This window comes from Porphyrobacter sp. CACIAM 03H1 (assembly GCF_002215495.1).
In the GTDB taxonomy this organism is placed as follows: domain Bacteria; phylum Pseudomonadota; class Alphaproteobacteria; order Sphingomonadales; family Sphingomonadaceae; genus Erythrobacter.
Map to the genome: position 1 here is coordinate 1,978,706 of NZ_CP021378.1, position 13,347 is coordinate 1,992,052.

8 protein-coding genes are annotated in these 13,347 nt (G+C 69.7%); all 8 read left to right on the plus strand.

The features are described from left to right. Positions 1 to 5: 5 nt before the first annotated feature. Positions 6 to 1,430: an adenosylhomocysteinase gene (gene ahcY / locus CBR61_RS09475; protein ID WP_088914135.1), complete on the plus strand. Its 1,425-nt coding sequence runs from the start codon at positions 6 to 8 to the stop codon at positions 1,428 to 1,430. Positions 1,431 to 1,530: 100 nt separating this feature from the next. Then, positions 1,531 to 3,891 (plus strand): PAS domain-containing sensor histidine kinase, encoded by a 2,361-nt coding sequence (locus CBR61_RS09480; protein WP_088914136.1) that lies wholly within the window; start codon positions 1,531 to 1,533, stop codon positions 3,889 to 3,891. After that, positions 3,888 to 4,352, plus strand: coding sequence for a tRNA (adenosine(37)-N6)-threonylcarbamoyltransferase complex ATPase subunit type 1 TsaE (gene tsaE / locus CBR61_RS09485; protein ID WP_088914137.1), 465 nt, complete (start codon positions 3,888 to 3,890; stop codon positions 4,350 to 4,352). Before CBR61_RS09480 ends, tsaE begins: the two co-directional genes overlap by 4 nt. Further along, positions 4,349 to 5,335: an aminoglycoside phosphotransferase family protein gene (locus CBR61_RS09490; protein ID WP_088914138.1), complete on the plus strand. Its 987-nt coding sequence runs from the start codon at positions 4,349 to 4,351 to the stop codon at positions 5,333 to 5,335. The genes tsaE and CBR61_RS09490 overlap by 4 nt, the downstream gene beginning before the upstream one ends. Next, complete coding sequence (locus tag CBR61_RS09495; protein WP_172835943.1) at positions 5,332 to 6,048, plus strand: nucleotidyltransferase family protein; 717 nt, start codon at positions 5,332 to 5,334, stop codon at positions 6,046 to 6,048. The genes CBR61_RS09490 and CBR61_RS09495 overlap by 4 nt, the downstream gene beginning before the upstream one ends. Then, entirely contained in the window at positions 6,041 to 9,103 is a 3,063-nt protein-coding gene (addB, locus tag CBR61_RS09500) for a double-strand break repair protein AddB (RefSeq protein WP_088914139.1), read from the plus strand. Before CBR61_RS09495 ends, addB begins: the two co-directional genes overlap by 8 nt. Next, positions 9,100 to 12,630 (plus strand): double-strand break repair helicase AddA, encoded by a 3,531-nt coding sequence (gene addA / locus CBR61_RS09505; protein ID WP_088914140.1) that lies wholly within the window; start codon positions 9,100 to 9,102, stop codon positions 12,628 to 12,630. Before addB ends, addA begins: the two co-directional genes overlap by 4 nt. 68 nt (positions 12,631 to 12,698) lie before the next feature. Further along, entirely contained in the window at positions 12,699 to 13,019 is a 321-nt protein-coding gene (trxA, locus tag CBR61_RS09510) for a thioredoxin (protein WP_088915557.1), read from the plus strand. The last annotated feature ends 328 nt before the right edge of the window (positions 13,020 to 13,347 follow it).

Sequence of the window (13,347 nt, forward strand, 5' to 3'; positions counted from 1 at the left end):
AGAAGATGGCCACCCTCGCTGCCGCCCCGACCCACGAATATGTCATCAAGGACATCGCCCTCGCCCGCTTCGGCCGCGACGAGATCATGATCGCCGAAACCGAGATGCCGGGCCTCATGGCCCTGCGCGAGGAATACGGCGCCTCGCAGCCGCTCAAGGGCGCGCGCATCACCGGCTCGCTCCACATGACGATCCAGACCGCCGTGCTGATCGAGACCCTCGTGGCGCTCGGCGCGGAAGTGCGCTGGGCGACCTGCAACATCTTCTCGACCCAGGACCACGCCGCCGCAGCGATCGCCGAACGCGGCATTCCGGTGTTCGCGATCAAGGGCGAGACGCTGGCCGATTACTGGGACTATGTCGGCCGCATCTTCGACTGGTCGTCGGAAGCCGATCCGGACCTCACCGCCAACATGATCCTCGACGATGGCGGCGATGCCACCATGTTCGCGCTGTGGGGCGCGCGCCTCGAAGCGGGCGAGGAAATGGGCGAGCCGACCAACGCCGAGGAAATCGAGTTCCAGCGCGCGCTCAAGGCCTTCATCGCCGCCAAGCCCGGCTACCTCACCAAGACCGTCAAGGCGATCAAGGGCGTCTCGGAAGAAACCACCACGGGCGTGATGCGCCTCTACCAGATCGCCAAGCAGGGCAAGCTTCCCTTCCCGGCGATCAACGTGAACGACTCGGTCACCAAGTCGAAGTTCGACAACCTCTACGGCTGCAAGGAATCGCTGGTTGACGCGATCCGCCGCGCGACCGACGTGATGCTCGCCGGCAAGGTCGCCTGCGTCGCGGGCTACGGCGATGTCGGCAAGGGCTCGGCCGCTTCGCTGCGTGACGGCGGCGCCCGCGTGATGGTCACCGAGATCGACCCGATCTGCGCGCTCCAGGCCGCGATGGACGGCTTCGAGGTCGTCACGATGGAAGACGCCGTCAAGCGCGCCGACATCTTCGTCACCGCCACCGGCAACGAGGACGTTATCACCGCCGATCACATGATGGCGATGAAGCCGATGGCGATCGTCTGCAACATCGGCCACTTCGACAGCGAGATCCAGATCGCCGCGCTTTCCAACTACGAGTGGAAGGAGATCAAGGAAGGTACCGACCTCGTGACCTTCCCGGACGGCAAGTCGATCATCGTCCTCGCCAAGGGCCGCCTCGTGAACCTCGGCTGCGCCACCGGTCACCCGAGCTTCGTGATGAGCGCGAGCTTCACCAACCAGACGCTTGCCCAGATCGAGCTGTTCACAAAGTCGGACGAATACGACAACGACGTCTACGTCCTGCCCAAGCATCTCGACGAGAAGGTGGCGGCGCTCCACCTCGAGAAGCTGGGCGTGAAGCTCACCCAGCTCAGCCAGAAGCAGGCCGATTACATCGGCGTGCCGGCACAGGGGCCGTTCAAGCCCGACCACTACCGCTACTGATGCTGCGAACCGCCCGCTCCGCCCCGTTTTGTTACGGGGCTGGGGGCGGGCGGGTTCATCACCGTTGCGCTGGCGCGCGCGCGCGCATAGCGGTTGAGCGATGGACATCTCGCCACTTTCGCTGGTGCTGATCGCGCTGGTGCTCGCCGCATGGGCGGCGGGCGCGGCGCTGGTCGTGCTGCGCGCGAACCGCAGCGTCGGGCGCGCCAAGGCGATGCGCACCAGCCTCAAGCGGATGCAGACGCTGCTCGATGTCGCGCCTGCGCTGCCGCTGCTGGTGCGGGTCGACGGGCGGATCGAGGCGCCCGACCGGCTCGCGCGAATGCTCGGGCTGGCGGCGATGCCCAAATACCTCTCGGAACTCGCCGCCACGCCCGGCAGCCCCAAGGGCGGGGGGCTCGCTCAGGCGCAGCTCGACCAGCTGTGGGCGAAGATCCAGACAACCCAGAAAAGCGCCGCGCCCTTCCGCATGGCGCTCAATCTGCCGAATTCGCAGCGCAGCCTCGCGCTCTACGGCACGCTCGCCGATCCGCAGGTCTCGCCGGGCGGGGCGGCGCTGGTGTGGGTGTTCGATTTCACCGAGAGCCACGGCGAGATGGCGCGCCTGCGTGCCGCTGCCGCGCGCGCGACGGGAGACTTCGCCGCGCTCGTCGGTCTGATCGAGGCTGCGCCGATGCCGATGTGGTTCCGCGATGCCGATCTGAAGCTCCAGCTCGTCAACCAGGCCTATGTCGACGCTGTGGGCGCGATGGGCGCGGCCGAGGTGGTCCAGGGCCAGATCGAGCTGCTCGAGCCAGAGGACGGCCGCTCGCCCGCCGACATCGCGCGCTCGACGCTCCAGAGCCAGGACAAGTCCGAACGCATCGTCGCGGCCACGATCCACGGCGCGCGGCGCACCTTGCGCGTCTCCGACCTTCCACTCGGCCAAGAGGGCGTGGCGGGCTATGCGATCGACATCGAGGAGCAGCAGCAGGTCGCGCGCGAGTTCCGCGCTTTCCGCGATGCCCAGCGCGCGCTGCTCGACCAGCTGTCGGTGGGCGTCGCGCTGTTCGATGCCGACGAACGCCTGACCTTCGCCAACCGCCCGTTCCGCCGGTTGTTCAGCCTCACCGACGAGGCGATCGAGGCGCTCACGCCCTTCGACCGCTTCCTCGCCGAAGCGCGCGAGCGCGGGCGTACGCCGGAAGTGCGCGATTTCCCCGAATGGCGGCGCGAGCGTGGCGGATGGTTCGGGATGCAGGCGAGCATCGAGGAGGCCTGGCCCCTCCCTGGTGGCACTCATCTGCGGGTCGTTGCGCAGCCGTTGCCTGATGGTGGGCTGGTGCTTATCACCGAGGACCGCACCGAAAGCCTCGCGCTCTCCGCCGTGCGCGACACGCTGCTGCGGACCCGCACGGCGACGCTCGACAGCCTGTTCGAGGCGCTCGCGATCTTTGCGCCCGACGGATCGGTCCAGCTCTGGAACCGCAGCTTCGCGGGCACCTGGGGCCTGTCGGGCGAGCTTCTCGACCAGCACCCCAGCGCCGATGAACTGCTGAGCGCGATCGGCCGCAACCTCGTGCGCCCCGAGGAGGCGAGCCTGATCGGGGCGGCGGTGCGGGCAGCGACGCTCGACCGGCGCGAGAAGGAGGGCCGGGTGGAACTGGCCGACGGGCGCACCCTGCGCTTTGCCGGCATCCCGCTGCCGGACGGAAACGGACTCCTCACCGTGCTCGACATCACCGCCTCGCAGAAGGCCGAGCAGGCCCTGCGCGAACGCGCCGAGGCGCTTGAGGAGGCCGACGCGGTGAAGGCGCGCTTCCTCGCCAACATGAGCTACGAATTCCGGACGCCGCTGACGACCATCGGCGGCTATGCCGAGCTGCTCAAGAGCGGCGTGGCGAGCGACCCGGCACAGGCAGGGGAGTATGTCGATGCGATCCTCGCCGCCGTCGAGCGTCTGACAGAGCAGGTCGAGAACGTGCTCGACCTTTCGCAGAGCGAGGCCGGCCTGCTGCCGATCCGCAAGGAGCGGCTCGACGTGCTCGACTTCCTCACCACGCTGGTGCGCGAGCGCGAGGCAGCGATTATCGCGGCCGGACTGAGCCTCGATCTCAAGGGGCGGCGCGGGCGGATCATCTCGGCCGATCCGCGCCAGCTGGGCCGTGCGGTGGGTAATCTGATCGACAATGCCATCGCTCACACGCCCGAGGGAGGGCGGATCGTGATCGAGATCAGGAAGGCGCCCGAAGGGGCGGATTATGCCGTCGAGATCGGCATAGCCGACAATGGCCGCGGCATGACCTCGCAGGAACTCGCCCGAGCCGCCGGCGGCACTGTCCCGCGCGGCGAGGGAGCACCGGAGCGGCGCACCGGGCTTGGCATCCCGCTCGCGCGGCAGCTGATCGCGGCCCATGACGGGACGCTCGACATCGCGAGCCGCAAGGGCGCGGGCACGACCGCCACCATCAGGTTGCCGTGACGGCCACGCGCGAGACGCTTCCCGATCTGGCGGCGATGGCGGCCTATGGCGCGCGCATCGCCGCAGCCCTGCGGGCGGGCGACGTGATCGCCCTCGAGGGCGGTCTCGGCGCCGGCAAGACAACGCTCGCCCGCGCAATCCTCGCCGCGCTGGGGCATCAAGGCGAGGTGCCTTCGCCGACCTTCACCATCATCGAGACATACGCCGCCCCGCCGCTGCGCCTGCCCGTGGTGCACGCCGATTTCTACCGCCTCGAAGACCCGTGCGAACTCGCCGAGATCGGTCTCGACGACTATCGCGAGGGCGCGGTGCTGATCGCCGAATGGCCCGGAAACGCAGGCGATTTCGCCCATGAGCCGGGCTGCCTTTCGGTCACGCTGGAGCCTGCCGGACAAAACGGGGAAGGCGGGCGGATTGCGATTGCCCGGGGCGGGGCGGATTGGGTAGGGCGCTTGCCATGATCTCGCTTCCCGAAGGACTTGCCGAATTCGTCGCCCGTGCCGGGTGGGGCGACGCCACGATAGAGCCGCTGCCGGGCGATGCCTCGTTCCGACGCTATTTCCGGCTGCTGCGCGGTGGCGACAGCGCCATGCTGATGCACGCGCCGCCGCCGCACGAGGATCCGGCACCTTTCCTCCATGTCGCTCACTGGCTGAACGCCGGCGGGATGCGCGCCCCCGCGATCCTCGCCGCCGAGCCGGAGGCGGGCTGGGTGCTGACCGAGGATTTCGGCAATGATCGGATGCGCGACTGGCTCGATGCCCATCCGGGCGAGGAGCGCACGGCCTACGAGGCCGCAGTCGAGGCGCTGGCGGCGTTGCACCGCCTGCCGCCCGGGCCCTTCGCGCCATACGACCTCGCGGTGTACCAGCGCGAGGCGGCCTTGCTCACCGAATGGTGGTGCCCGGCACAGGGGCTTACCGTCGACGCCGAAGGCTACACAGCCGCATGGGCCGAGGTGCTTGCCCCCGTTCTCGCGCGACAGAATCCCGGTGTCACCGTGCTGCGCGACTACCATGCCGAGAACATCATGCTGCTCGGCGGCAAGGCCGGGGCGCCGCAGGGGCTGATAGACTTCCAGGACGCGCTGGTGGGCCATCCGGCCTATGATCTCGTCTCGCTCCTCCAGGACGCGCGGCGCGATGTCGATGTCGCTCTCGAGACAGCGATGCTGGTCCACTACGCGCACCATGCGGGCGGGGCTGGCGAGGATTTCCTGGCCGACTACGCCACGCTCGGCGCGCAGCGGAACGCCAAGATCGTGGGAATTTTCACCCGCCTCGACCGGAGGGACGGCAAGCCGCGCTATCTCGCCATGATCCCGCGCGTCTGGGCGGCGCTTGAACGCGATCTGGCGCACCCCGCGCTCGCGTCGGTCGCGGAATGGTTCGATGCGAACATCCCCGCCGATCTGCGCGCGGCGAACGGGGCCTTCGCGGCGTGACCGCGCTCGCCTCCGATACCGCGATGATTCTCGCTGCCGGGCTCGGCAAGCGGATGCGGCCGCTCACCGCCAGCCAGCCCAAGCCGCTTGTGCGGGTGGCGGGCAAGGCGCTGATCGACCATGCGCTCGATCGCCTCGCCGAGGCGGGAATCGCTCGGGCCGTGGTCAATGTCCACTATCTCGCCGACGCGCTCGAGGCCCACGTGCTTGCGCGCAAGGTCCCGCAGGTCAGCGTCTCGGACGAGCGTGCGCTGCTGCTCGAGACGGGCGGCGGGATGGTGAAGGCGCTGGGGCAGCTGCCCGATCCCTTCTTCGCGCTCAATGCCGACAACATCTGGCTCGACGGGCCCAAGAGCGCCTTCCACGATCTCTCGCGCCGCTGGGATCCCGAGGCGATGGACGCGCTGCTGCTCGTCGTTCCGCACGCCCGGGCGCTGAACTTCCAGGGGCCCGGGGATTTCCACATGGATCCCATGGGCCGCCTTTCGCGCCGCCGCGACGGGCGTATCGCGCCCTTCATCTACACCGGCATCCAGCTCGTCAGCCACCGCCTGCTGCGCGATGCGCCGGAGGGACCTTTCTCGACCAACATCCTCTGGAACCGCGCGATGGCCGAGGGACGGCTCTACGGCATCAGCTTCACCGGCCTGTGGTTCGAGGTCGGCACGCCGCAGGCGATCCGCCCGACCGAGGAGGCGCTGACGGGTGGCTGAGCCGCGCCGCACCGGTCCGCGTGTCCGCTCGATCGCCGCGCATCGCGGCTTTGCCGATGCGCTGGTTGCCGGACTGGTGCCCCGCTACCGCGAGGACGGCTTCGGCCTTGCCCGCCTGACCCTGCTGGTCCCTTCGAGCCGTGCCGCGCGGACCCTGTCCGAGGCCTTCATCCGCCATGCGGGCGAGAACGGCATGGGCGGGCTGCTCATGCCGCGCATGATCGCGGTGGGCGATCTCGATCTCGACGAGAAGCTGGGGCCTGCCCTCGATCCGCTGGGGGCGACCGACATCCCCCCGGCCTGCGATCCGGTGCGCCGCTGGCTGACGCTCGACCGCCTGATTGCCGAGGAGCGCGCGGCCGAGGGTCTCGATGCGCTCCCCGGACGCGCGCGGCTCAATCTCGCGCGCGAGATGGCGCGCACCATCGACCGCCTGCTGGTCGAGGAGAAGACCGTTGCCGACCTGCTGGGCGATGCGGTGCTCGACAGCGTGGCCGAACTGGCCGAACACTGGAAACGCGCGATCCGCCTGTTCGCGCGGGTCGCCGCCCGCTGGCAGGCGGAACTGGCGCAGCGCGGCGAGGTCGATGCCGCCACACGCCGCAATCTGCTGTTCGACCACGCCGCGCGCCGCTGGAAGGAGGTGCCGCCGCCCCATCCGGTGATCGCTGCCGGGGTGACCAGCGCCGCCCCCGCGCTCGCGCGGCTGCTGCGGGTCGTGGCCGAGCTGCCCGAGGGCGCGGTGGTGCTGCCCGACTGCGATCTTGCGATGGATGACGCCGCGTGGGACGAACTGGGCCTCGCGGGAGCCGCTGCCGAGCCGGGCGGTCCGGTGTTCGGCGCCGCGGACGCGGTGACCCATCCCCAGTATCACCTCAAGCTGTTGCTCAACCGCATGGGCGTGAACCGCGCCGAGGTACAGCCTTGGCACCGCCGGGGGATGACCGCCGCCGAGCCCGCGCGCAGCCGCGCCATCTCGTCGCTATTCCTCCCCCCGCAGGCGAGCCGCGCCTGGGTCGGGCTCGATGCCGACAGGCGCCGGCTAGACGGGGTGCGGCTGATGACTTGCGCCGCGATCGAGGAGGAGGCTCAGGCGATTGCCCTGCTCGTGCGGCAGGCGCTCGAACAGCCGGCGAAGCGCATCGCCGTGGTCGCGGCCGACCGCGGCCTTGCGCGACGGGTGGTGCAGCATCTCGAACGCTGGAACATCGCCGCGGACGATTCCGCAGGTCGTCCGCTGGCGCTGACCCCGGCCGGGCGGCTGTTCGGCCTGCTCGCCGAGATCGCCGCCAAGGGGCCCGATCCCGCCAGCCTTGTCGCCGCTTTCGGCCATCCGCTGGTGCGCGCATGGGACGACGGCGCGCGGCGTGAATGGCTCACCGGCCTGCGCGTCTTCGACCGCGCCTTGCGCGGGCCGTCGCCTGCCCCGGGGCTGGAGCCGCTGCGCGAGATCGCGGGCAAGGCAAAGATCGGCGCGTGGTGGGACGAGGCCGAGGCGCTGATCGCTCCACTTGCCGACTGGCCGCAGGACATCCCCCTTGCCGAGGCGCTGGCGCGGCTCTCGGCTGCCGCCGAGGCCTTCGCCCGGACCGCGATCTGGGAGCGCGAGGACGGGCGCGCGCTCGGCCAGATGGTCGAGGAACTGCGCGGGATGGCGGCCAGCCTCGGAACCATGATCGAGACCGCCGACCTCGCCGGCGTGCTGCGCGACCAGATGGAGGCCGTGGCGGTGCGCCCCGGCTACGGCGGGCACCCGCGCGTCGCCATCTACGGCCTGCTCGAGGCGCGCATGGCGCGGGCCGATCTGGTGATCTGCGCCGGGCTCAACGAGGGGTCCTGGCCGCAGGCGCCGGGTGCCGACGCGCTGCTGGCACCGGCGATCCTGCGGGCGATGGGCGTGCCGGGCGCGGAGTTCCGGATCGGGCTCGCCGCGCATGACCTTGCAGGCGCGATGGGCGCGCCGCAGGTGGTGCTCTCGCGCTCCCTGCGCGATGCCGAGGGGCCGACGCTGCCCTCGCGCTTCCTGCTCAGGGTAGAGGCGCTGCTTGGCGACGACCTCGAGCGCGAGCACCTCGAGTTCACCGTGCCGGCGCTGCTCCCGCATCTCGACCGCCAGCGTCCGCCCGCCGATAAGTATCCCCGTCCGGCGCCGGAGCCTTCGGCGGCCCTGCGCGACGTGCCGATCCGCGTGACCGCGCTCGACCGGCTGCTGGGCGATCCCTACCAGTTCTACGCCCAGGCGATCCTCGGCCTGCGTCAGCTCGATCCGCTCGCCGCCGATCCCTTCAGCGATCCCGCGTTGCGCGGCACGCTGGTGCACGACATCCTCGACACATGGCACAAGGCCAAGGCGACAGAGCCCGGCCTCGCGCTCGCGCCCTTTGCCGCGGCGCATTTCGAGAAAAAGCGCGTCCACCCCCTGTTCCGCGCGCTGTGGCAACCGCGACTGATCTCCGCGATGGAACGCTTCGAGCGGATGATCGCCGATGATGCTGCCGAACAGGGGCGCGAGGTGCTGGCCACCGAGATCGACGGCGAGATGACGTTCGACGGCGTGCGCATCATCGGCCGCGCCGACCGGATCGACCGGCTCGCCGACGGCAGCCTCGCGATCGTCGATTACAAGACCGGCGCCCCGCCGTCCAAGACGCAGGTGACCGCCGGCTATGCGCTGCAACTCGGGCTGCTGGGGCTGATCGCGCAGGAGGGTCGGTTTTCGAACAAAAAGACAGGCCAGGTGGTGACGGGCGAGGCGACCCGTTTCGAATACTGGTCGCTCGGCAAGGCGAGGAAGGAAGAGGGCTTCGGCTTTCGCGAGACGCCGATGCGGATCGATAAGGCCCGGACCGGCATAGAGCCCGGGGACTATCTCCCCTTCCATGCCGACAAGCTGGCGCTGGCGATCTCCCGCTTCATCAGGGGCACCGATCCCTTCACCGCGCGCGAAAACCCCGATTACAAGGGCTACAACGAATACGACCAGTTGATGCGGCTCGAGGAATGGCTGGTGCGCATGAGCGGACCTGACAGCAGCACTGGCGGAGGCGCAGCATGAGCGGCGGGGGCGGTCTCGTTTTTCCTTTGGCGGGCAACCAGCTGCTTGCGGCGGACCCGGAAGACAACGTCTGGCTCTCCGCCTCTGCGGGGACGGGCAAGACGCAGGTGCTCTCCGCCCGCGTGCTCAGGCTGCTGCTGCGCGAGGATGTGGCGCCATCGCAGATCCTTTGCCTCACCTTCACCAAGGCGGGCGCGGCGGAGATGGCGAACCGCATCAACGCGGTGCTGGCGCGCTGGGTGCGGCTGCCCGAGACAAAGCTGTTCGAGGAGCTCGGCCATCTCGGCGCGCCGAACGATCCGGCGACCCGCGAGCGCGCCCGCAGCCTCTTCGCGAGCGTGCTAGACTGCCCCGGCGGGGGGCTCAGGATCGACACCATCCATGCCTTCGCGCAGTTCCTGATCGGCAATTTCCCCGAGGAGGCGGGCCTTGCCCCCGGCACGCGGGTAATGGACGATCGCAGCCGCGAACTGCTCGCCCGCGAGGTGCTGACCGACCTCGTCGAGGAGGCCGAGCGGACGCATGACGTGGCGGTGCTGGATGGGATCCGGCTGTTTACCACCCGCAAGGATCCCTCCGCGTTGCATGGGTGGCTGATGCGCGCTGCCGACGCCCAGGACCTGTGGAAAGGCCCGGGCAGCTGGCAATCGCCGATGATTGCGCGGGTGCGCCAGACGCTCGGGATGCCGGCGGATGCGGGCGAGGAATGGGCAAGCGAGGTGCTCCATCGCGATCTGTTTCCTGACGATATCCTGCTGGCGCTGCTACCCGCGCTCGAGGGCTGGAAGGCCAAGACCGGCCAGGAGGCGGCCGCCTTCGTGCGCCACTGGCTGTCGCTCGATCTCCCGGCGCGGGTGGGGGAGGCATCGCGCTTTCGCGAGACGCTGCTCAAGAAAGACGGCGAGCCGCGCAAGATGGAGGGTGCGGCCAAGCTCGATCCGCTCTTCACCCGCCGGCAGGAGGACATCGCCGAGGCTTTGCGCGAATACGAGGATCGCCGCGCGCTCGTCGCCTGCGCCGACATCGTCGCATCCGCGCTCGAGATCGGCCGCGCCTTCGCGCTCCGCTGGGAGACGAGGAAGGCCCGCGAGGGCCTGCTCGAATTCGGCGACCTGATCCGCAAGGCCGCAAGCCTGCTCGGCGAGGCCGAGGCCGCCGACTGGATCCGCTACAAGCTCGACCGCCATTTCGACCACATCCTCATCGACGAGGCGCAGGACACCAACCAGAGCCAGTGGGACATCGTCGAGGCGCTGATCGACGACTTCTTCTCGGGCGAAGGCGCGCGCGGGGACAAGCTGCGCACGATCTTCACCGTGGGCGATTACAAGCAGGCGATCTTCGGCTTCCAGGGCACCAGCCCGGAGAACTTCGCCCGCGCCAAGAGCCGCGTCCACGCCCGCATCACCGCCGCGCGCGAGGGGATCGCCGCAGGTCGGGTCAACCGCCGTGCGCCGGGCTGGCAGGATCTCGATCTCGGCCAGTCGTTCCGCACTGCCGACATCGTTCTCGGGTTCGTCAACCGCATGATCGACCTGCTGGGTTTCCCCGCCTTCGGGCTAGACCGCGCGCCTGCGCCCCATGTCGGGGCCGAGCGGCCCGGACTCGTCACCCTGTGGCCGCCGGTCGTGCCCGAGAAGGCCGAAAGCGAGGCAGAAGACGACGAGGCCGAGGAGGCTGGCGAGCGCGACTGGCTGCCGCGCCACGACACGCTGCTTGCCGAACGCATCGCCGAACAGGTGCGCCGCTGGGTCAGCCTCGAGGATCCCTTCGTCCTCGCCAAGGGTACGCACCGCTATGCCCGGGCGGGGGACATCATGGTGCTGGTCCGCCAGAGGAAGGAGCTCGCCGCCCAGATCGTCGCCAAGCTCTATGCCAAGGGCGTGCCGGTCGCGGGGGTCGACCGGCTGCGACTGGGCGCGCCGCTGGCGGTGCGCGATGTGCTCGCCGCGCTGCGCTTCGCCGCGCAGCCGCAGGACGACCTCAGCCTTGCCTCCCTGCTCGCCTCGCCGCTGATCGGATGGACTCAGGACGATATTCTCGCCCATGTCCCGCGCCCGGAGAAGGTGCGGCTGTGGGATCACCTGCGCCGCAAGGATGCGCCGCCGGAGGTTGCCGCCACGGCCGAGAGGCTGCGCGATCTGCTCCGCCGCGCCGATTACCAGACCCCGCAGGCGCTGATCGCCTGGCTGCTGACCGGCCCGTGGCAGGGCCGCGCGCGGCTGGTCGAGCGGCTGGGGGCCGAGGCCAATGATCCGCTCGACGAGCTGATCAACGCCGCCTTCTCCTACGAGGCCGAACACTGGCCGAGCCTTGCGGGCTTCATCGCCTGGTTCGATGCCGGGACGGGCGATCTCAAGCGCGATTCCGGCGGCGGGGGCGGGCAGGTGCGGGTGATGACGGTGCACGGCTCCAAGGGCCTTCAGGCGCCGATCGTGATCCTCGCCGATGCGACCGGCGCCCCCGGCGATCCGGGCGATCTTTCGCTGGAGGACGATCCCTTCGGCCTCGCGGGCGACCGCAAGCGCGAGGTGCCGCTCCCGCCGCTGGGCAAGGAGGAGCGCAAGGGCCGCATCGCCGAGGCCGAGGAGGCGAAGAAGGCCGCCGCGCTGCAGGAACACTGGCGGCTGCTCTACGTCGCCCTGACCCGAGCCGAGGAGGCCCTCTTCATCGGCGGATCGCTCAACAAGAACGAGGCAAAGAAGGGCGTCCCCCACGAGGACAGCTGGTATGCCCGCCTCGCGCCGCTGTTCGTGGGCGAGGAGCTGTCCGATCCGGTCTGGCACTGGCGCCAGGAATGGGGTGAGCGTGCCGGCCCGCTGGTGCCCGACGCCGACGCCGCGCCGCAGCCCGCGCAGGCGATTTCGCTCCCGGGCTGGGTGACCACCCCGATCGGCCCCGAGCCACGCCCGCCGCGCCCGCTGGCGCCGTCGTCGGCGGGCGAGGACACGGCCGCCGCGCCGCCGCTCCCGCCCGAGGCTGCGCGCGATGCCGCAAGGCGCGGGAGCCTGATCCACGCGCTGCTCGAACGCCTGCCCGATGTCCCTGCGCATGGGCGGGCTGAGGCGGCGCGCGCGTGGCTGGCACGGCAGGCGTCCGACCTTGAAGAATCCGCGCGCGAGGAGATGCTGGCCGCTGCCCTCGGCGTGCTCGACCATCCCGATTTTGCCGTGCTGTTCTCTCCCGGGGCGCTCGCCGAGGTGCCGCTGGCTGCAACGGTGGACGGAGTGGTGGTCGCCGGCACCGCAGATCGCCTGCTGATCGGGGAGACCTCCATCACCGTGGTCGATTTCAAGACCACCCGCCGCCCGCCTGGCAGTGCCGAGGAAATCCCGCTTTCGACCCTGCGGCAGATGGCCGCCTATGTCGCCGCGCTGGAGGCGATCCATCCGGGCCGCACGGTGCGGGCAGGGGTGCTCTACACCCACGCTCCGGTGCTGTTCGAAATCGCGCCCGAGGTGATCGCGGCGCACAAGCACGCCTTGCAGACCCCGCAGCAATCCTTGCCGCTGCCCGATATTGAGTGAAAAGCCGCGCTCACTAGATTGCATTTCCGTGACCGGCGCTCCTATGCTCCGGCAAAAGGAGACAGATGATGGCGACCGTCAACGTGACCGATGCGAGCTTCAAGGCCGACGTGCTGGACAGCGACACCCCCGTGCTGGTGGATTTCTGGGCGGATTGGTGCGGCCCCTGCAAGATGATCGCACCCGCGCTTGAGGAAATCAGCGACGAGCTCGCCGGCAAGGTCGTGATCGCCAAGATGGACATCATGGAGAACACCGACACGCCGACGGCCATCGGCGTGCAGTCGATCCCGCTGATGGTGCTCTACAAGAACGGCCAGCCCGTCGCCCAGAAGCTCGGCGCCGCGCCCAAGGGCGCGCTCAAGGCCTGGCTCGAAAGCGAGCTCTGAGTTCGAGGGGCGCCGTATTGGCGCCCCCTTCTTCACCGGCAGTAATCATGGCGTTCGGCCCCGTCGAAACCGGCCCGATGCGAGGCAACACCGCCTGAAAGCACTTGCCCGAGCCGCAGGGGCAGAGGTCTTTGCGGCCGAGTTTCTCGACCAGTTCCTTGTCGCCATGGACAAAGCGCAGGCCGCGCTTGACGCGTGTCTCGCTGGGGAAGCCCTTACGCCGCTTGGACGTTCGCTCGAAAGCAGGGCAGGTCGGCAGGGTTGTTGGTCTTGCATGCCATGGCGGCCTCCTGTCGTTGCACCCCTGGTGCGGGGCGCGCCGCTGTTA

Bases quoted from the DNA above. Each gene is read 5' to 3' on its own strand.
- ahcY (WP_088914135.1), top strand. From the start codon at position 6: ATGGCCACCCTCGCTGCCGCCCCGACCCACGAATATGTCATCAAGGAC.
- CBR61_RS09480 (WP_088914136.1), top strand. From the start codon at position 1,531: ATGGACATCTCGCCACTTTCGCTGGTGCTGATCGCGCTGGTGCTCGCC.
- CBR61_RS09490 (WP_088914138.1), top strand. From the start codon at position 4,349: ATGATCTCGCTTCCCGAAGGACTTGCCGAATTCGTCGCCCGTGCCGGG.
- addA (WP_088914140.1), top strand. From the start codon at position 9,100: ATGAGCGGCGGGGGCGGTCTCGTTTTTCCTTTGGCGGGCAACCAGCTG.
- trxA (WP_088915557.1), top strand. From the start codon at position 12,699: ATGGCGACCGTCAACGTGACCGATGCGAGCTTCAAGGCCGACGTGCTG.